Source organism: Planomonospora sp. ID91781 (assembly GCF_015711595.1).
Taxonomy (GTDB): domain Bacteria; phylum Actinomycetota; class Actinomycetes; order Streptosporangiales; family Streptosporangiaceae; genus Planomonospora; species Planomonospora parontospora.
The window spans coordinates 2,214,496-2,231,749 of record NZ_JABTEY010000002.1 but is presented as its reverse complement, the minus strand read 5'-3'; the positions used below and the strand labels follow the sequence as shown (position 1 = coordinate 2,231,749).

Annotated in this window: 18 protein-coding genes and 2 tRNA genes; 12 read left to right on the top strand and 8 right to left on the bottom strand. The window is 74.0% G+C overall.

The window, feature by feature from the left end; translation table 11 throughout:
- The first annotated feature begins 59 nt into the window (after positions 1 to 59).
- A tRNA-Ala gene (locus HS048_RS29080) sits at positions 60 to 132 on the top strand.
- A 104-nt stretch (positions 133 to 236) separates the two neighbouring features.
- On the opposite strand, the gene HS048_RS29075 is transcribed toward HS048_RS29080, so the two are convergent.
- Positions 237 to 617 carry a putative quinol monooxygenase gene (locus HS048_RS29075; RefSeq protein ID WP_068898872.1) on the bottom strand — a complete coding sequence of 127 codons (381 nt, stop codon included), beginning with the start codon at positions 615 to 617 and terminating at the stop codon, positions 237 to 239.
- 64 nt (positions 618 to 681) lie between these two features.
- Here HS048_RS29075 and HS048_RS29070 point away from each other — a divergent pair, with 64 nt between their 5' ends.
- Positions 682 to 1,041 (top strand): MerR family transcriptional regulator, encoded by a 360-nt coding sequence (locus HS048_RS29070; RefSeq protein WP_068898870.1) that lies wholly within the window; start codon positions 682 to 684, stop codon positions 1,039 to 1,041.
- 86 nt (positions 1,042 to 1,127) lie between these two features.
- Here the strand turns inward: HS048_RS29070 and HS048_RS29065 are convergent, their stop codons facing one another.
- Together HS048_RS29065 and HS048_RS29060 are read right to left on the bottom strand one after the other, a co-directional pair.
- Positions 1,128 to 2,468 (bottom strand): HAMP domain-containing sensor histidine kinase, encoded by a 1,341-nt coding sequence (locus HS048_RS29065; protein WP_068898869.1) that lies wholly within the window; start codon positions 2,466 to 2,468, stop codon positions 1,128 to 1,130.
- Positions 2,465 to 3,142 (bottom strand): response regulator transcription factor, encoded by a 678-nt coding sequence (locus tag HS048_RS29060; protein ID WP_068898867.1) that lies wholly within the window; start codon positions 3,140 to 3,142, stop codon positions 2,465 to 2,467. Before HS048_RS29060 ends, HS048_RS29065 begins: the two co-directional genes overlap by 4 nt.
- Before the next feature lie 50 nt (positions 3,143 to 3,192).
- On the opposite strand from HS048_RS29060, the gene HS048_RS29055 reads away from it, so the two are divergent.
- Positions 3,193 to 3,861 (top strand): hypothetical protein, encoded by a 669-nt coding sequence (locus tag HS048_RS29055; protein WP_196469263.1) that lies wholly within the window; start codon positions 3,193 to 3,195, stop codon positions 3,859 to 3,861.
- Positions 3,862 to 3,979: 118 nt separating this feature from the next.
- Here HS048_RS29055 and HS048_RS29050 read toward each other — a convergent pair whose 3' ends face one another.
- Positions 3,980 to 4,477 carry a DUF523 domain-containing protein gene (locus HS048_RS29050; RefSeq protein ID WP_196469553.1) on the bottom strand — a complete coding sequence of 166 codons (498 nt, stop codon included), beginning with the start codon at positions 4,475 to 4,477 and terminating at the stop codon, positions 3,980 to 3,982.
- 87 nt (positions 4,478 to 4,564) lie between these two features.
- Here HS048_RS29050 and HS048_RS29045 point away from each other — a divergent pair, with 87 nt between their 5' ends.
- The 4 genes from HS048_RS29045 (at position 4,565) to HS048_RS29030 (ending at position 7,364) form a co-directional block, all read left to right on the top strand.
- Positions 4,565 to 4,927, top strand: a complete 363-nt coding sequence (locus HS048_RS29045; protein WP_068898861.1) for a hypothetical protein — start codon at positions 4,565 to 4,567, stop codon at positions 4,925 to 4,927.
- Positions 4,924 to 5,352, top strand: a complete 429-nt coding sequence (locus HS048_RS29040) for a hypothetical protein (RefSeq protein WP_230881917.1) — start codon at positions 4,924 to 4,926, stop codon at positions 5,350 to 5,352. The genes HS048_RS29045 and HS048_RS29040 overlap by 4 nt, the downstream gene beginning before the upstream one ends.
- Before the next feature lie 60 nt (positions 5,353 to 5,412).
- On the top strand, positions 5,413 to 5,934 hold the full coding sequence (locus HS048_RS29035) for an SRPBCC family protein (RefSeq protein ID WP_231647448.1): 522 nt from the start codon (positions 5,413 to 5,415) through the stop codon (positions 5,932 to 5,934).
- Between the two features lie 200 nt (positions 5,935 to 6,134).
- Complete coding sequence (locus HS048_RS29030; protein ID WP_068898860.1) at positions 6,135 to 7,364, top strand: MFS transporter; 1,230 nt, start codon at positions 6,135 to 6,137, stop codon at positions 7,362 to 7,364.
- On the opposite strand, the gene HS048_RS29025 is transcribed toward HS048_RS29030, so the two are convergent.
- A complete protein-coding gene (locus tag HS048_RS29025; protein WP_196469262.1) occupies positions 7,331 to 8,569 on the bottom strand; it encodes an FAD-dependent oxidoreductase in 1,239 nt (412 codons plus the stop codon). The genes HS048_RS29030 and HS048_RS29025 overlap by 34 nt on opposite strands.
- A 294-nt stretch (positions 8,570 to 8,863) precedes the next feature.
- On the opposite strand from HS048_RS29025, the gene tuf reads away from it, so the two are divergent.
- Complete coding sequence (tuf, locus tag HS048_RS29020) at positions 8,864 to 10,051, top strand: elongation factor Tu (protein WP_196469261.1); 1,188 nt, start codon at positions 8,864 to 8,866, stop codon at positions 10,049 to 10,051.
- Positions 10,052 to 10,211: 160 nt separating this feature from the next.
- On the opposite strand, the gene sigJ (HS048_RS29015) is transcribed toward tuf, so the two are convergent.
- Complete coding sequence (gene sigJ, locus HS048_RS29015; protein ID WP_196469260.1) at positions 10,212 to 11,126, bottom strand: RNA polymerase sigma factor SigJ; 915 nt, start codon at positions 11,124 to 11,126, stop codon at positions 10,212 to 10,214.
- 117 nt (positions 11,127 to 11,243) lie between these two features.
- On the opposite strand from sigJ (HS048_RS29015), the gene HS048_RS29010 reads away from it, so the two are divergent.
- From HS048_RS29010 to HS048_RS29000, 3 genes are all read left to right on the top strand, one after another.
- Positions 11,244 to 11,316, top strand: a tRNA-Ala gene (locus HS048_RS29010).
- Positions 11,317 to 11,469: 153 nt separating this feature from the next.
- Complete coding sequence (gene sigJ, locus HS048_RS29005) at positions 11,470 to 12,414, top strand: RNA polymerase sigma factor SigJ (protein ID WP_068898852.1); 945 nt, start codon at positions 11,470 to 11,472, stop codon at positions 12,412 to 12,414.
- 93 nt (positions 12,415 to 12,507) lie between these two features.
- Positions 12,508 to 13,704 carry an NAD(P)/FAD-dependent oxidoreductase gene (locus HS048_RS29000; protein ID WP_068898850.1) on the top strand — a complete coding sequence of 399 codons (1,197 nt, stop codon included), beginning with the start codon at positions 12,508 to 12,510 and terminating at the stop codon, positions 13,702 to 13,704.
- Between the two features lie 125 nt (positions 13,705 to 13,829).
- Here the strand turns inward: HS048_RS29000 and HS048_RS28995 are convergent, their stop codons facing one another.
- Positions 13,830 to 14,435, bottom strand: coding sequence for a TetR family transcriptional regulator (locus HS048_RS28995; protein ID WP_196469259.1), 606 nt, complete (start codon positions 14,433 to 14,435; stop codon positions 13,830 to 13,832).
- Positions 14,436 to 14,537: 102 nt separating this feature from the next.
- Between HS048_RS28995 and HS048_RS28990 the strand changes: the two genes are divergently transcribed.
- Positions 14,538 to 15,512 carry a VOC family protein gene (locus tag HS048_RS28990; RefSeq protein ID WP_196469258.1) on the top strand — a complete coding sequence of 325 codons (975 nt, stop codon included), beginning with the start codon at positions 14,538 to 14,540 and terminating at the stop codon, positions 15,510 to 15,512.
- On the opposite strand, the gene HS048_RS28985 is transcribed toward HS048_RS28990, so the two are convergent.
- The gene (locus HS048_RS28985) at positions 15,500 to 17,059 is read right to left on the bottom strand and encodes a hypothetical protein (protein WP_230881916.1); all 1,560 of its coding nucleotides are present in this window, start codon (positions 17,057 to 17,059) and stop codon (positions 15,500 to 15,502) included. The two genes, HS048_RS28990 and HS048_RS28985, sit on opposite strands and share 13 nt — an antisense overlap.
- Positions 17,060 to 17,254: the final 195 nt, after the last annotated feature.

The following is a 17,254-nucleotide window of genomic DNA, read 5'->3' as shown; positions in this document are numbered from 1 at the left end:
GGACGATGTCCCTATATGCTTCCGGAGCGCCGCGACGAGAGCACTCGGAGCGGTGACCAGGGGCTATGGCGCAGCTGGTAGCGCGCCTCCATGGCATGGAGGAGGTCTGGGGTTCGAATCCCCATAGCTCCACCTGAGAGGCCGTTCTCGAGACGGCCCGCAGGCGGTGGACGAGATCCCGTCCGATCGGTTCGATCGGGCGGGATCTCTTTCGTTCTCCTCGGCGCCGCCACCGCCTATGGCGCCACGCGGGAGGCGTCCGCCGTCCTGTCCGGGGACGGACCGGGGCGGTCCACGGGGCCGGGATAGGCACTCCTCATCGTGCCGCGGTAGGCCTCGGGCGCCCCCTCGACGTGGTCGGGCAGCCCGTCCATGAAGGCGCGCAGCAGCGGGGTGGCGTTGTGCCGGTCGAGGTCCTCCTGCGAACGCCAGACCTCGTAGAGGAAGAAGCGGCCGTCCTCCTGCTCGTGGAGGTGGTACTGGAGGTTGCCCTCGTGCCCCCGGGACGGTTCGACGAGCTCCGTCAGGAGCCGCCTGAGCTCGTCGGCGTGGCCGGGCTTGGGGGTCAGGAATCCGTAGAGCGCCACGGGCGCCTGCGTTGTCGAGATCGTCGTCATGCGATCGACGTTAGGATGTGACACCGGTGTCAGGTTCAAGCCGCTTCTCTGTGGGGTGGATCACATGAAGATCGGGGAGCTGTCCCGCGAAACGGGCGTGGCCGTACGTCTCCTGCGCTACTACGAGGCCCAGGGGCTGCTCACCTCCCAGCGCAGCGAGGGCGGCCACCGCCATTACGCCCCCGAAGCCCCCGTCGCCGTCGCCCGCATCCGCACCCTGCTCGCCGCGGGGCTCCCCACCAGGGTCATCCGCGATCTCATGCCCTGCTTCACCGGGGACGGCACCGGGCTTCAGGCATGCGTGCTCGACCACCTCAGGGGCCGGCTGGACGAGCTGGACTCGCGCATGGCGGAGCTCGCCCAGGCGCGCAAGGCCCTGAGCGACATCCTCGAAACCTCCACCCGGGCACTCGCCCACGCCTGAACCGGCTGGAGGAGGGCGCGGGGCGAGGACGGCGCCGGTGGCGGGCAGGCGTGAAGCGGCCGTCCCGGAGCCGCTCCGGGGAGTCGTCAGACTCCGGCGTTCCGGCGGGACCAGCGGCTGCCGACCAGGCGCCGGGTGGTGCGCGGCGTGCGGTCGCGGGTGTCGGTGCGGAACCAGAGCTGGACCCGGGCGCCGCCGAGGGAGGAGGCGTCGATCCTCAGATCGCCCCCCGAGGACTCCGCGAGCCTGCGGGCGATGTCCAGGCCCAGCCCGGTGGAGCCCGCGCCGCTGGCCCCGCGCCGCAGCGCCGCCGCCGGGTCGGGGATGCCCGGTCCGGCGTCGGCGATGAGCACGCCCACCGTGCCGGAGCCCTGGTGCAGGGTCACGGTGAAGGCGGTGCCCTGGGGGGTGTGCCGGAAGACGTTGCCGAGCAGGGCGTCCACGACGGCGCTGAGCTCGGCCGCCGGGACCGGGACGCGGACGGGCGCGTCCGCGCCGATCAGTTCCCACGGCCGCTGCTGGTCCTCGGCGAGGGCGGACCAGAAGGTGAGCCGCTCGCGCAGCACCTCGGCCGCGTCGCAGGAGACGGCTTCCGGGGCGCGGGAGGGGGCGCGGGCCGCCGCGATGATCTGGTCGACCTCGGACTCCAGGCGGCTGAGGGAGTGGCGGCTCTGCTCCGCCTCCGGGCCCAGGTGGTCGAGGCTGAGCCGCAGGGCGGTCAGCGGGGTGCGGAGCCGGTGCGACAGGTCGGCGGCCATCTCGCGTTCGGCGGCGAGCAACTGCACGACCCGGTCGGCCATGGTGTTGAAGGCCTCCGCCGCGGTGACGAGTTCGGGCGGGCCCTCGGGCCGGATGCGGACGCTGAGGTCGCCGGCTCCCAGCGAGCTCGCGGCCCGGCCGAGCCGCCGGGCCGCCCGCACCATGCGCAGGCCCAGCCGGTCGGCGACCAGCACCGAGCCCGCGGCCAGCACCACGGCGAGCCCGGCCAGCACCGCCCACGACTGGGCGACGCCCCGGGTCAGCTCCTCGGCGGGTACGAAGACCTCGACGACCACGGTCCGTCCGCCGTCCAGGGCGACCGGGCGCAGCAGGAGGTAACCGGCGCCGGTCTCGACGGTGTCGGCCCTCGTCAGCCGGGAGACCGCGGCCACGGTCGCGGCGGGCGCGCGGACGGTGCCGACCGTACCGCCGCCCGGCAGGTGTACGGCTATGCGGTCCCGGGCCCCGCTGCTGGCCAGGGCGTGGGGGAGCCGGTTCGGGTCGAGGGTGATCGCCAGCACCGGGACGAGTGCCGAGGCCTGCCGTTCGGCCTCGGAGATGGCCCTGGTGTGGGCGATCTCCTTGACGATGATCCCCAAGGGGATGAGGAAGGCCAGGGCGATCATCGAGGCGCCGGCGAGTGCGAGCAGGGCGAGGGTCCGCCTCATCGGGGTGTGACCAGCATGACGCCGACCCCGCGCACGGTGTGCAGGTAGCGGGGCGCGGAGGCGCTCTCACCGAGTTTGCGGCGCAGCCACGACAGGTGGACGTCGATGGTCTGGTCGTCGCCGTAGGACTGCTGCCACACCTCGGCCAGCAGCTCCTTGCGGGAGACGACCCGGTCGGCCCGGGCCGCGAGGTAGGCCAGCAGGTCGAACTCCCGGCGGGTCAGCGTGAGCGGCACGCCGTCCACGGTGGCCTCCCTGCGGTCCAGGTCCACGGCGAGTCCTCCCGCGCGGACCACCTTCGACGGCCCGGCGGGCCGCGCGCGCCGCAGGACCGCCTCCAGCCGGGCGTTCAGGTGGTCCCCGGAGAACGGCTTGACCAGGTAGTCGTCCGCCCCGGCCTGCAGCAGGCGGACGATCTCCGCCTCGTCGTCCCGGGCGGTGGCCACGATCACCGGGACGCTGGAGACGCTGCGCACCATCTTCAGCGCCTCAGACCCGTCCAGGTCGGGCAGGCCGAGGTCGAGGATCACCGCGTCCGGGGGATGCTGGGTGATCTCCCGCAACGCGTCGAGAGCACGCCCCGCGCTGCGCACGGCGTGCCGGCGCCTGCTCAGTTCCTGAATGATCGCGGAGCGTACGTACTCGTCGTCTTCCACCACGAGAACGGTCGCCATGGGGCGTAACCGTAGTGAACAAACAGGCATCTAGGGTAATAATTCACCGCATGCGGCAGAGCTTGGGATTCATCGCGGTGTGGCTCGGCGCCACCGTGCTGGCGACATGGGTCGCCTGGTTCGGTGTCCGCGACGTGCTGCGCAGCGAGGTCGTCGACGACATGAGGATCGAGCCGCTCAGTGCCGTGAACGGACGGACCGGGGCGGCGGCGCTCCCCGTCGGGGCGCCCGCCGAGCCGACCGCGGGCGTGGGCACCCCGACCGCGACCGCGCGCTCCGAGGTGCCGGAGAAGCCCACCCGGACCCGCCCCCCGGCCACCGCCGCGCCGATGAGCCGGGCCACCGGTTCCGCCCCGCAGACGACCCGCCCGCCGAGCAGGCCGACCAGCTCCGGCAGCCCCCGGACCCGGCCGGACCCGGCCCCCGAGCCCACGGCCACCCGGACCTCGTCGGCGCCCAGGGCCTCGGAGTCGAAGGCTCCCGAGGCCAAGGCGGCGCCGGACGCGAACGTGCGGGTGGTGAACGTGAAGGGCGGCTCGGTGTCGTTCGTCATCGAGAACGGCGTCTGCCGGCTGGTCTCCGCCGCGCCCAACGCGGGCTACGAGACGAAGGTCTCCCAGGCCGACGGGTGGATCCGGGTGGACCTGATCCAGGGGGCGCACGGCTCGTCGGCCTTCTGCATCGGGCACGAGAACCGCACCGACGTCTGGGAGTTCTGACCCGCCGCCGCCGAAGAACGCGGCCGGATCACCCTGTGGGGGTCACCTCGGGCGGCGGGCCGGGAGCGCGCCCCGGAGACGCGGGGCGAGAGGTCACGGAGGCCTCACCGCCGGGGGATCACGGTCCTTCGAGTTCGCGGAGCCGTACGTCGGCCTCGGCGATGCGGTCCTCGCCGAAGACCGCCACGCCGTGCTCCTCCAGCAGGGCGGTGGTGACGCCCCGGCCCGGCAGCAGGCGGCAGCGGAAGGTGCCGTCGTAGACGGTCAGGCTTCCGCAGGAGGGACTGCCCTCCTTCAGGATCGCGATCCGGGCGCCCGCGGACCTCGCGGCGGCCAGCGCGGCGCGGGCCCCCGCCAGGAACTCCCCGGTGACGTCCGTGCCGTCGGTGGCCAGGACCCTGGCGGCGCCTGCGAGCACGGCCGCCCCTCCGGCGCCGCCGGAGATCTCCGCGGCGGGGCGGGGGACGGGCAGCCCGCCGGAGACCTCGGGGCAGAACGGGACGAGCCGGCCCTCCTGCCGCCAGCGGGCCAGTACGGCGTCGCCGCTCGTCTTGGCGGCTCCGTCGTAGCGGACCTTCCGTCCCATCAGGCAGGCGCTGACCAGGATCATCTCCACGCCCTCCAGCGTACGCGCCTCGGATCGGAGGGCGGGACGGGCGGGCAGTACCCTGTCTGCCATGTCCGCAAACCTCAGGGTGTCCCGATGATCGGGCCGCTCGCCACCGGTCTGATCGTGTTCGCGCTGGTGATCGCGCTGGTGAGCCTGCTGACGACCGCGCTGAACAAGTCGATGGGCACCGTGCTCCTCGTCGCGCTGGGCGTGCTCGAGGTCGGCCTGCTCGTCCAGGCGGGATTCGTGGTCGCCGCGCTGGTCGGGGGAGAGGGCCCGGCCGACACCGCCACGTTGATCGGCTACACGGCGGGCACCGTGGTGATCCCTCCGGTCGCCGCGTTCTGGGGGGTGGGCGAGCGCTCCCGCTGGGGTCCCGCCGTGATCGCGGTCGCGGGTTTCGCGATCCCCGGCATGGTCGGGCGGATGCTGCAGATCTGGCAGGGGATGGGATGACCGGGCGCGCAGAGCAGGGCCGGACGGGGCAGGGCCGGCCGGTGGACGGCGGGCACACGACGGGCGCCGGGCCGGGCCGGGTGCTGGTCGCGGTCTACGGGATCTTCGCGCTGGCCGCCGGAGCGCGGGCGGCGGTGCAGATCTCACGGCAGTTCGGCGAGGCCCCGCTGGCCTACACGCTGTCGGCCTTCGCCGCCGCGGTCTACCTCCTGCTGGCCGTGGCCCTGGGCCGGGGGATGCGCCGCCTGGCGCTGGTGGCGTGCGGGATCGAGCTGGCCGGGGTGCTGATCGTGGGCACGCTGAGTCTGGTGGACCCGGAGGCGTTCCCGAAGGCAACGGTCTGGTCAGGTTTCGGGAGCGGTTACGTTTTCATCCCGTTAGTCCTTCCTGTCCTGGGGCTTTATTGGCTTTCCCGCCGTAGGTAGTTAGCCCGCAGCCCTGCTGGGCAGTCCAGCCTCCCCAACCGCGAAACAGGGAGGCAGACTGTGAGCACGATCGAGCAGTCCATCGACGTGAACGTGCCGATCCGCACGGCGTACAACCAGTGGACGCAGTTCGAGAGCTTTCCCGAGTTCATGGAAGGCGTCGAGTCGGTCAAGCAGCTGAGCGACACCCGGACGGCGTGGATCGTGGAGATCGCCGGGGTCCGCCGCGAGTTCGAGGCGGAGATCACCGAGCAGCACCCCGACGAGCGGGTGGCCTGGAAGTCCGTCGAGCGGCCGCACCAGGCGGGTGTGGTGACCTTCCACCACGTGGCCCCGGACACCACCCGGGTCACGCTCCAGATGGAGTACGACCCGGAGGGCTTCGTCGAGACGGTCGGCGACTGGCTCCAGATCGTCCGGGTCCGCGTCAAGGGCGACCTGGAACGCTTCAAGGCGTTCATCGAGTCGCGCGGCGCCGAGACCGGCGCGTGGCGCGGGGACGTCCCGGGCCCGCAGGACCGCGGCGCCGACCCGCTGCTCGGCGGCGGCCTGCCGCCGACCACGCCGGGCCAGGGCCTCTGAGGCTCCCCGGGGGTCTCTGAGCCGAGCGAAGGAGCCCGGGTTCCTCTCTGTCAGAAGAGAGGGACCCGGGCTTCCACGTTGTCAGGGATCTGCCGAGGATCCGTAATGTCAGGAACAAATGCGAATTTCAGTCCTGTTACAGTTGGAGTCAGCCAATCATCCTATGAATTCACGGCCCGAGTCGGGAGGACCGAAACCGCATGAGCGTGCTCACCCAGGAGACCCGGCGCCGCACAGGGGACGCGGCAGGATCCCTGACCTGGCTGCTCGTGCTGGGGATCGTCCTGGCCGCGCTGAACCTGCGCACCGCGGTCACCAGCGTGGGGCCGGTCCTGGACGAGATCTCGGCCGGCCTCGGCATGTCCGGCGCCGGCATCGGGCTGCTCACCACCCTCCCGGTGCTCATCTTCGCCACCGTCGGGGCGGCGACCCCGGCCCTGGCCCGCAGGACCGGAGAGCACCGGCTGCTGCTGCTCGCCCTCCTCGCGCTCGGAACCGGCCTGGTGATCCGCGCGATGGCGGGCTCCGCCGAACTCTTCCTGTTCAGCAGCGCGCTGGCGCTGTCCGGCGGCGCGGTGGGCAACGTCCTCATCCCCACGCTGATCAAGCGCCATTTCCCCGGCAGGGCCGGGACGATGACCACGGTCTACACCACCGCGCTCGCGGTCGGCACCATGCTCGCCGCCGCGGCGACCGTGCCGATCGAGCGGGCCGCCGACGGCAACTGGCATCTGGCGCTCGGCGTGTGGGGCGCGCTGGCCGCCGTCGCCGCCCTTCCCTGGCTCGTGCTGCTGCGCAGCGAGCCGGACAAGGGCGAGGGCACCGGCCGCCTCGGCCTGCGGACGCTGCTCCGCAGCAGGCTGGCCTGGTCCGTCACCGCCTACTTCGGCACCCAGAGCATGGTGGCCTACATCATGTTCGGCTTCCTGCCTCAGATCCTCGTCGACGGCGGTTACACCTCGGGGCAGGCCGGGCTGGTGCTGGGCGTCTTCACCGCGATCGGCATCCCGGTCTCGATGATCACACCCTCGGTCGCCTCCAGATTCGCCGACCAGCGGCCGGCGGTGGCGGCGTTCGTCGCCTTCTACCTGGTCGGCTTCCTCGGCCTCTGGCTGGCCCCGGCCGCTCTGGCCTGGGTCTTCGCGGTCCTGGTCGGCATCGGGATGGGGTCCTTCCCGCTCGCGCTGACCATGCTCGCCCTGCGCACGCGCACCCCCGAGGCCACCGCCGCGCTGTCCGCCTTCGGACAGAGCGCCGGATACCTCATCGCGGGTGCGGGCCCCTTGGTCGTCGGCGTGATGCACGAGGCGACCGGAGGCTGGACGCTCACCTTCCTGCTCCTGCTCGCGGTGGTCACCGTGCAGCTCGCCGCCGGCTGGTACGCCGGCCGCGCCCGCTACCTGGAGGACGAGCGGGTCCAGGCCCGCTGACCCTCCCGCCCGGCCGCGGCCTGCGCCTCCTCGGGGGCGGCGCAGGCCGCGACCCGCGCCCCGGCCGCCCGCAGCGCGGCCCGCGCGGCGGCCAGGGCGCTGTGCGTGGAGACCTCGCTGAGCATGCCGGGGGCCGCGACCGAGTCGCCCGCCAGCCAGACGCCGTCCCCCCGGTCGATCGCGGGCCGGTCCCGCCAGGAGGAGCCGGGCAGGTCCAGGGCGCCGGTGCGGGCGTTGCAGACGGACTCCCGCCGCCAGGTCGCCCGCTCCGGCCAGCCCGGCAGGGCCAGGTCGGCCAGGCGCTCCAGCCTGCCGACGGCCTGGACCCTCGTCTCGCCGGGCCGGAGCGGCATCTCCAGCTGCGCGAGCGTGTGCCCGGCGGGGGCGAGCGTGCGGTCCACGAGGCCGTACTGCTCGGCGAACCCGCCCTCGTCCAGGTCGAAGACGGCGAAGGCGTCCCGGGGGCTCCGGACGAGTCCCAGGTCGAGCAGGACCGTCCGGCCGCTCTCCCAGCGCAGCGACTCGTCCCCGAGCAGGCCCCTGGCCGCGTCCAGCGAGGTGGCGACGATCACGGGTCCGCCTCCCGGCAGGCGGTCCACCCGCGAACCGGTCTCGATCCGCACGCCCAGGTCGCGTGCGCGGCCGGCCATCCGGTCGATCACCTTCCGCCAGCCGCCGACGACGTAGCGGGGAGCGGGGTACTGCGGCGCGCTCACCCGCAGCAGCCGCTCCCAGACGAAGGCGGCCGAGAGCCGCCCCGGGTCGGCGTCGAAGGTGGCGACGCCGACCAGGCCGCAGGCCGCGCGCATCGCCTCCTCGCCGAAGCGCTCCGTGGCCCAGGTGCGGAAGTCCTGCTCCACCGGGGCGGCGGTCCTGCGCTTGATCAGCGCGCTCACCAGGGGCCAGGGCGGCGTCAGAGCGAGGCGGCCGCCGTACCGGAAGCGCGAGCGGGCGAGCTCGCCGAGCGTGGGCCTGCGGAACGGCTGGACCAGCCTGCGGGCCGCCATCCAGCGCCACGGCTCGCCGTCGGAGTAGAAGACGTGCGGGCCGTCGTTGGCGACGTACGGCGCCGCGGAGGAGCGGGCCCGCCCGCCCAGGGACCGGTGGGCCTCGTGGAGGGTGACGCGCGCGCCGCCCTCGGCGCAGGCGATGGCCGCAGTGAGCCCCGCGAGCCCGCCGCCGATGATGGTGATCTCTGTGGTCATGCCCTCACGACGCGGCGGGCGGGCGTGTTCGTGACATGGCGGGGGCGACGTCCCGGCGGTCCCGGGGGCCGGGAAAACCGTTTGCGGGCGCGCCGGGCCGTGTCCGAGCATGGACGGCATGTTCCGGCACGCCGCCTCCGTGACGCCCGCCACCGCGGGCGCACCGGCGCGTGCCTCGATGCCGTTCGGCGGCGCGGAGCGCTGACCTCTTCCCGTGAGTCCGGGTGATCCGGCGGGGAGGGGTCGGCAGGACGCACGGGTCACCGGGGAGACGAGCATCGAAGGAAAGGGAACATGGCCGGGAGCAAGGCCGCCAAGCAGGTCTACACGCGGACCAAGCCGCACCTCAACATCGGCACGATGGGTCACGTCGACCACGGCAAGACCACGCTGACCGCGGCGATCACCAAGGTGCTCAGCGACCGGGGCGGGGCCGACTACGTGCCGTTCGACCGGATCGACCGGGCGCCCGAGGAGGCCGCCCGGGGCATCACCATCAACATCTCCCACGTCGAGTACGAGACGGCCACGCGGCACTACGCACACGTGGACATGCCGGGCCACGCCGACTACGTGAAGAACATGATCACGGGTGCGGCGCAGCTCGACGGCGCCATCCTGGTGGTGTCCGCGCTGGACGGGGTCATGCCGCAGACCCGCGAGCACGTGCTGCTCGCGCGGCGGGTCGGAGTGGAGCACGTCGTCGTCGCGCTCAACAAGGCCGACGGGGCCGACCCGGAGCTGGCCGACCTCGTCGAGCTGGAGCTGCGGGACCTGCTCACCGAGCACGGCTACCCCGGGGCGCCGGTGGTCCGGGTCTCCGGCCTGCGGGCGCTGGAGGGCGACCCGGAGTGGACGGCCTCCGTCGAGAGGCTGTTGCGGGCGGTCGACGACCACGTGCCGGTGCCGGTCCGCTACACCGACGCGCCGTTCCTGCTCCCGGTGGAGAACGTGCTCACCGTCACCGGGCGCGGCACCGTGGTCACCGGGGCGATCGAGCGCGGCACGGTCAGGGTCGGCGACACCGTCCAGGCCGTCGGCCTCGGTGAGGGGTTCACCGCGGTGGTGACCGGGATGGAGACCTTCGGCAAGACCATGGAGCGGGGCGAGCCCGGCGACAACGCGGCGCTGCTGCTGCGCGGGGTCCGCCGCGAGCAGGTACGGCGCGGCCAGGTGTTGGCCGCCGTCGGCAGCCAGACGGCCCACCGGCGCTTCACCGCCAGGATCCACCTGCTGTCGGCGGCGGACGGCGGACGCGGCACGGCGGTCGCGACCGGTTACCGGCCGCAGTTCTACCTCCGCACGACGGACGTGCCGGGCCGGCTGGAGCTGGGCGGGACCGGGAGCGCGCAGCCCGGGGAGACCGTCGAGGCGGCGGTCGAGCTCGGCCGGCCGGTCGCCCTGGAGGCGGGGCTGGGCTTCGCGATCCGCGAGGGCGGCCGGACGGTGGGCGCGGGAACGGTCCTCGCCGTGCTCGACTGAGGGTTCGCGCTGTTCGCGGGTCTGTTCGCGGATCTGCTCCCGGGCCTGTGCTCGAGGTCTGTTCTCCGGCCCGTTCTCCGGCTCGTGCGAGCCGGAGAACGGCGCTCGCCGGCGGTACGCCCCGGTGCCCCGCTCTCCGGGGCGGGCCGCCGGAGCGGCGTCAGGCCGGGGAGGCGAGGCGGGTCAGCTTCTCCGGGTCGGCGACGAGGTAGACCGTCCGGACCAGGCCGTCCAGGACGACCAGGGAGAACACGGAGATGGGCCGCGCCCCGGCGGTCACCACGGCCGCCGGGGCGCCGTTCACGTCGGTGAACTCCACCGCGTAACCCTCCGGCGCCGCGACGCCCAGGGACTCGGCGAACCGCCGGGCGCCCGCCTCGGTGGCGATCGCGGTGAGGAAGCGGGCGACCTTCCCGGTGCCGATGAGGGCCCGGAGCGGGGCCTTCGCCCGGCCGCCGCCGTCGGCCACCAGCGTGACGTCGTCGGAGAGCATCGCGATCAGCCCGTCGAGGTCACCGTCGACGCACGCGCCGATGAACCGCTCGGTGATCCGGCGGCGGCTCATCCGGTCCACGTCGAACCGCGGCCGCCGCTCCTCGACGTGTTTCCTGGCCCGGCGCGCGAGCTGCCGCACCGTCGCCTCCGTACGGCCGACCGCCCCGCCGATCTCCGCGTACGGCAGGCCGAACGCCTCCCGGAGCACGAACACCGCCCGCTCCAGCGGCGACAACGTCTCCAGCACCACCAGCAGCGCCAGCTCCACCGAGTTGGTCAGCTCGACCCGTTCGGCCACGTCCGGGACGGTGCCCGCCGGATCGGTGCCCACCGGCTCGGGCAGCCACTCCCCGACATGGGACTCCCTGCGGGCCTTTGCCCGCCGGAGCCGGTCGACGGCCAGGCGGGTGGTCACCCTGATCAGGTAGGCCCGGTCGTTCTCGACCGCCGCGGTGTCCGCGCCTGACCAGCGCAGCCATGCCTCCTGCACGACGTCCTCGGCGTCCGCGACGGTGCCCAGGATCCGGTAGGCGACCCCGGTCAGCAGGTCGCGGTGTTCCTCGAAGCGCTCGACGGTCACGAGTACACAGACGTATCACGGTCCCCCGCGCGTGACACGGCCGGGAAGGCCCTTCCGCCGGGAGGAACGGTGGCGCGGGACGGGCCCGGAGTGGGCTAGTATTTCTCTGCACCGCAAGGGGCTATGGCGCAGCTGGTAGCGCGCCTCCATGGCATGGAGGAGGTCTGGGGTTCGAATCCCCATAGCTCCACCTCGGGGCCGTTCTCGAAACGGTCCGCAGGTGGTTGGCGGGATCCCGTCCGATCGGCTCGATCGGGCGGGATCCCGTCGTTTTCCGAGCCCGTGAGGCCGTCGGCGGGTTCCTCCGCGAAGGCCGAACCGTGCCGCGCTCTAGGATCGGGCCATGCCGTTGACCGCGAGCGACGTCGACCGGTTCGAGGCCTCCAGGCCGCGCCTGGAGGCCATCGCCTACCGCCTCCTGGGCTCCGCGGAAGAGGCCGAGGACGCAGTGCAGGAGACGTTCCTGCGCTGGCAGGCCGCAGACGTCGGCCGCATCGAGGTTCCCGAGGCCTGGCTGACGAAGGTCCTCACCAACCTGTGCCTCAACCAGCTCACCTCCGCGCGGGCACGCCGTGAGACCTACGTGGGCCAGTGGCTCCCCGAGCCGCTGCTCGCCGGGGACCCGATGCTCGGTCCGGCCGACACCGCTGAGCAGCGCGAATCGGTCTCGTACGCGGTCCTCACCCTCATGGAGCGCCTCTCCCCCAACGAGCGGGCGGTGTACGTGCTGCGGGAGGCCTTCGACTGCCCGCACCGGGAGATCGCCGAGATCCTCGACATCACCGAGGCCGCCAGCCAGCAGATCCTGCACCGGGCCAAGAAGCACCTCGCGGACGGCAGGGCCCGCACCGAGATCGACGGGGCCGCCGCCCGGCGGATCGTCGAGGAGTTCCTGGCGGCCGCCACCAGCGGCCGGATCGAACCGCTCGTGCGCCTGCTCACCGAGGACGCCGTGTCGATCGCCGACGGCGGCGGGAAGGTCCCGGCCCGGGCCAAGGCGTTCGAGGGCGCCGTCGCGGTCGCGAAGTTCCTGCGGGGCCTGTTCAAACCCGGCGAGGCCAAGCGCGCCCTGGCCGGCGGCACGCCCGAGGTCTACGCCTGGACCGCCAACGGCGGCCCCGCCGTGGTGGCCGTCGTGGACGGCCGGGTCGTCGGCGTCATGTGCCTGGAGGTCACCGCCGAGGGCATCACCGCGTTCCGCAACCAGGTCAACCCCGACAAGCTCGAGCGCGCGACCGCGCACTGGGCGGCCACCGACCACGGGGAGCCCCTGTTCAGCGTCTTCTGATCGCGGTGTGAGGTGCTTCACACCGCGATCCTGTCAGGAAACGGCGGGCCGCCCGGTTCAGGTGGCGAATCCCCGCAAGACAGGAGCAAGGAAATGCAGCACCGCATCGTCGTCCTCGGAGCCGGATACACCGGAGCCGTCGTCGCCGGCCGTCTCGCCAAGCGGCTCCGCCGCGAGGACGTCACCGTCACCCTCGTCAACGCCGAGCCCGACTTCGTGGAACGCGTCCGCATGCACCAGCTGGCGGTCGGCCAGGACCTCAGGCCCCGGCCGCTGCGCGAGATGTTCGCGGGCAGCGGGGTCGAACCGAGGCTCGCGAAGGTCACCGGCGTCGACGCCGACCGCAGGACCGTCTCCGTCACCGACGCGGACGGCGACGGAGAGCTCGCCTATGACACGCTCGTCTACGCCCTCGGCAGCGGCTGGGACACCCAGGGCGTCCCCGGGGTCGCCGAGCACGCCCACGAGATCGCCGGTCGCCCCGGAGCGCTCCGGCTGCGCGAGCGCCTGGCCGGCCTCGACGCCGGGCGGACCGTGGTCGTCGTCGGCGGCGGGCTCACCGGTCTGGAGGCCGCGGCCGAGATCGCCGAGGCCCGCCCGGACCTCGGCGTCGCCCTCGCCGCCCGCGGCGGCCTCGGCGACTGGCTCTCGCCCAAGGGCCGCGAGCACCTGCGGAAGGTCTTCGGCGGGCTCGGGATCACCGTGCACGAGCACGCCGAGGTCACCGGCGTCGAAGCCGACCGCGTCGTCACCGCCGACGGCAGGACCGTCCCGGCCGATGTCACCGTGTGGACCACCGGCTTCGCGGTCCACCCGATCGCGAAGGCGACCACCCTGGAGGTCACCGGCACCGGTCAGATCGTGGTCGACGGGACCATGCGCTCGGTCTCGCACCCGGACGTGTACGCCGTCGGAGACGCGGCCATGGCGACGGGTCCCGGAGGCAAGCCGCTGCGGATGTCGTGCGCCTCGGGGACTCCGGCCGCGTGGCAGGCCGCCGACGCGATCGCGGCGCGCCTGACCGGCGGGAAGCTCCCGGCCGCCTCGATCCGCTACTTCAACCAGTGCATCTCACTGGGCCGGAAGGAGGGTCTGATCCAGTACGTCACCGCCGACGACCGCGCCGTGCGGGCGGCCCTGACCGGGCGGCTCGCCGCCGTCTACAAGGAACTGGTCTGCAAGGGGGCCGCCTGGGGCGTCGCCAACCCGACGCTCGGGCTGCCGGCCCGGCGCCGCCGCGTCACGCGGGAGGGGGCCGCGGCGGGCTCGGCCGCCAAGGCGCCGGCGTAGCGCACGAGGCGAAGCGTGCGGACCGCGTGGCAGGCGCTGTGCCGTACCGGCGCGCGCCCGATCCGGCCCTCGCCGCCCTCGCCGCCCACGGCCCTCTCGCCGTGGGCGGCGACCGGGGCGCCGGCTCAGCCCTCGGCCCGGACCGGTGCCTCGACGGCGCCCAGACCGGTCTCCAGGTGCGCCAGTGCCCTGTCGATCTCGGCGGGCCCGTCCACGCGCGCGTCCTGTGCCCACTGCAGCCAGACCATGGCCACGACACCGAAGACGGCACCGACGGCGTTCCGTATCCACGGGTCGTCCGCGGCGCTTCCGGCCTTGTCCGCCACGGTCTGGCAAACCTCGCGGATCAGGCCGGGGCTCCTGCGCAGGTTGGCCGCGAGCAGCTCGGGCACGGTGGCTGCGAACACCTCGCGGGCGTGCCCTGCGGCGATCTCCTCGGCGGACAGGGCGGCGAACGCCGTGCGGAACGCGCCGCGCAGCACGGTGACCGGCGCGCCCGGCGGCTGGGCGGCCAGGGCCTCGATGAGGGGCGGGAAGCGATCGAGCGCGGCCAGGTGCTCCTTCGCCGGGAAGTAGCGGAAGAAGGTGGCGGGGGAGATCTCGGCGGCCTCGGCGATCTGCTCGACGGTGGTGGCGTCGTAACCGCGCTCCCGGAAGAGCCGGAAGGCTTCGCGCAGGATCGCCTCCCTGGTCCTGGCCTTCTTCCGTTCGCGCAGCCCGTCGTCACCCACGCATCGGACTTTACCGCACTCGCAAATGATGGTTCACTCTCAATTGAGATAAGGCTCTCAAATTAATCGGAGAGCCTCACCTGGCAACGGAGGTGGCCCACCATGGGTGACGACGTCGGCGGCCTGCATCACGTGGGCCACGTGGTGCGGGACATGGGCGAGGCGACGGGGCGGTACCGCCGGCTGGGCTTCACGGTGTCGGCACCCGCCTATCCTGTTCTTCCGCGCGGGACGGGAGGCCCCGCCGAGCCCTTCGGGGTGGCCAACGCCCATGTGTACTTTCCCGGCGGCTTCATCGAGCTGGTGGCCGTCCTCGACGAGACCGGTCGCGTGCCGGGCGGGGCCCGTCCGATCCCGCTGCAGGTGCCCGATGACAGGCTGCCGGGGCTGGTGGCCGCGATCCGCGCCACCGCCGTGAACATCACGTCCTTCCTCCGGCGTTTCCAGGGGCTCCACATCGTGATCGCGGATACGCCGGACATCGACGGCGTCGCCGCGCGGCTGACGGCCGAGGGCGTCGGCCACGGCGGCGTGCACGCGATCCAGCGGCCCGTCGAGACCGGGACGGGGACCAGGATGGAGCCCGCTCGCTATCTCGAGATCTCCGATCCGGGCCTGCCCGCGGGGCGCGTTCCGGAAGGCAGGATCGGGTTCGCCGAGAACGGGCGGGCCGAGGCGCCCGGGGACCGGCGGCACGCCGGCCATCCCAACGGTGCGACCGGCCTGCGCGAATGCGTGCTGTGCGTCGCCGACCCGGAGCTGTCCGAGCTGGAGCGGCGCTACGGCACCTACTTCGGCCGGATGCGCCGCGACCGGACGGCGCCGGGCGTGGCGCGCTTCGACCGGGCGAACGTCACCGTCGTGTCCGCGTCGGCGCTCGGCGGCCTGCTGCCCGGTGAACGCCCGGCGGTCCTGCCGGCGTTCGTCGCCTACACGGTGTCGGTGCCCGACGTCGCCGCCACCGAGCGGCTCCTGCGCGGCAACGGCCTCCCGATCATCCGGACCGGCCCAGGGGAGCTGTTCGTGCCCGCCGACGCCGCCCTGGGCACCGCGGTCGGCTTCCGTCAGGACGACTGAGGCGGCCTCCGCGCGGCGGGGCCCATGACGGCCTCCGGGAGGCCGCCGGGTGGAGTCGTCGGCGGCGATCCGCCGGGACGGCCGTCGTCCGGACGGTGGACGGTGAGATCGCCGTACGCCGACAGGAGCCCGGCCAGGTCGCCGGGTGCGCCGCGGAGCGTGTGATCCAGGAACGCGGCGCTGGCCCCGGCGGTGATCCGCAGCCCCGAGGCGCGGTCCAGGGAGCCGACCAGCGAGGGCACGGGCGGCAGGTAGAGCGGTGCGTCGGTGAAGGAGAGATGCGCGGTGCCCGGGACGGTGAGCCGGTAGCCCGGAGCGGTGCCGAGCTCGAGGACCCGGGTGAGCCGGGGGATGTAGTCCGGGTCGGTGCCGGGTCCGACGGACTGGGTGAGGGCGAGCACCGGCTGGCGCAGCGGCCGTGAGGCGGGCCCGTGGGGATAGCCGTCCAGGTCGATGACGGCCGCGAACCGCGGGTCCTGCCGGGCGGCCTGCAGGGCTGCGGCCCCGCCCAGGGAGTGCCCGGTCGCCGCGGCCCGGCCGGTGTCGAGGCGGCCGGTCATCCCCCGGGCGGGGCCGGGGATCTCACCGCGGTCGACCCGGCCGAGCTGGGTGAGGACGAAGCGGAGGTCGGCGGCCCGGACCGCCGTCCAGCGGGCCGAGCGCCTGGCGTCCTCCGCCTCGTCGCCGGTGGCCGCGATCCGGGTGCGGACCGTACGGCCGTCGGCGAGGACGACGGCGGCCGAGTCGTAGGGGTGATCGAGGGCCGCGACCACGTAGCCGCGGCCGGCCAGCTCCTCCGCCCAGGCGGTGTTCTGGGTGCGCACCCCGCCCAGCCCGGGGGAGAACAGCACGAGGGGGAACCGCCCGCCGCCCTGGACCACCGCCGCGCCGGGCACCGCGTTCGTGCGGGCACGCGGAAGCCCGTCGAGCAGGAAGCCCGGCGCGCCGAGATAGCCGGCCAGGCCGTGGGCGACGGTGCGCGCCTCCTGCGGGGTGCGGCCCAGGTACTGCGCCTTGGCGGCCCTCCCGGTGTCCGCGGGTCCTCTCCGCGCGGGATACCAGAGCTGGACCACGACCGTGCGCCGGTCACCGGGATCGGGGGTGGCCGTCTCGGGGCGGTCCGGGTCGTCCCACTGCACGACGGCGGTGCCGACCTCGTGCGGCCCCGTCGGGTCGGGGAACACCGGCACCGGCAGCGCCCACGCCGCCCCCGCGCCCGCGGCGACCAGGCCGATGCACGCCGCCGATCCCAGCAGGGCCGGCCACCGCCGGGCGCGCCGCGGGGGCGGCCCGGTACGCCGCCGCAGCAGGGGGAGGACGGCGGACGGGAGCGCGAGCGCGGCGCCCGCGAGCACCGGCACCAGCTGCCAGCGCAGCCCGAGCACGGCCAGCAGCGCTCCGGCGGACACGGCGGTCGCCGCGGCGGCGAGCGCGAGCGGCCGCCGGGCACCGGCCGGTGACCAGCGGGCCGCCACCAGGGCGACCGCGGCCAGCACGGCCAGGAACTCCAGAGGGGACATGCCGGGTCCCGCGATCATCTCGGTCATCCGGCCATCGTCGGCGAGCGGACGGCGCCGGCACATCGGCCGCGGGGCGGGAACCGTCTGCCACCCGGGTAGCACCGCGCGGGCGGTCTGCGACCCGGGTCGTACCGGATGCCGCCGGTGCCCCTGGTCCGGGAGCGGGCCCGCCGCTCCCCGCCCCCGCACGCGGCCGCCGGTCCGGGACGCGCAGAGGTTTGG

Excerpts from the sequence above, each read along its gene's own strand:
- HS048_RS29075 (WP_068898872.1), bottom strand. The coding sequence starts at position 617 with ATGACGACGATCTCGACAACGCAGGCGCCCGTGGCGCTCTACGGATTC.
- HS048_RS29070 (WP_068898870.1), top strand. The coding sequence starts at position 682 with ATGAAGATCGGGGAGCTGTCCCGCGAAACGGGCGTGGCCGTACGTCTC.
- HS048_RS29065 (WP_068898869.1), bottom strand. The coding sequence starts at position 2,468 with ATGAGGCGGACCCTCGCCCTGCTCGCACTCGCCGGCGCCTCGATGATC.
- HS048_RS29060 (WP_068898867.1), bottom strand. The coding sequence starts at position 3,142 with ATGGCGACCGTTCTCGTGGTGGAAGACGACGAGTACGTACGCTCCGCG.
- HS048_RS29055 (WP_196469263.1), top strand. The coding sequence starts at position 3,193 with ATGCGGCAGAGCTTGGGATTCATCGCGGTGTGGCTCGGCGCCACCGTG.
- HS048_RS29045 (WP_068898861.1), top strand. The coding sequence starts at position 4,565 with ATGATCGGGCCGCTCGCCACCGGTCTGATCGTGTTCGCGCTGGTGATC.
- HS048_RS29040 (WP_230881917.1), top strand. The coding sequence starts at position 4,924 with ATGACCGGGCGCGCAGAGCAGGGCCGGACGGGGCAGGGCCGGCCGGTG.
- HS048_RS29030 (WP_068898860.1), top strand. The coding sequence starts at position 6,135 with ATGAGCGTGCTCACCCAGGAGACCCGGCGCCGCACAGGGGACGCGGCA.
- HS048_RS29025 (WP_196469262.1), bottom strand. The coding sequence starts at position 8,569 with ATGACCACAGAGATCACCATCATCGGCGGCGGGCTCGCGGGGCTCACT.
- tuf (WP_196469261.1), top strand. The coding sequence starts at position 8,864 with ATGGCCGGGAGCAAGGCCGCCAAGCAGGTCTACACGCGGACCAAGCCG.
- sigJ (WP_068898852.1), top strand. The coding sequence starts at position 11,470 with ATGCCGTTGACCGCGAGCGACGTCGACCGGTTCGAGGCCTCCAGGCCG.
- HS048_RS29000 (WP_068898850.1), top strand. The coding sequence starts at position 12,508 with ATGCAGCACCGCATCGTCGTCCTCGGAGCCGGATACACCGGAGCCGTC.
- HS048_RS28990 (WP_196469258.1), top strand. The coding sequence starts at position 14,538 with ATGGGTGACGACGTCGGCGGCCTGCATCACGTGGGCCACGTGGTGCGG.
- HS048_RS28985 (WP_230881916.1), bottom strand. The coding sequence starts at position 17,059 with ATGACCGAGATGATCGCGGGACCCGGCATGTCCCCTCTGGAGTTCCTG.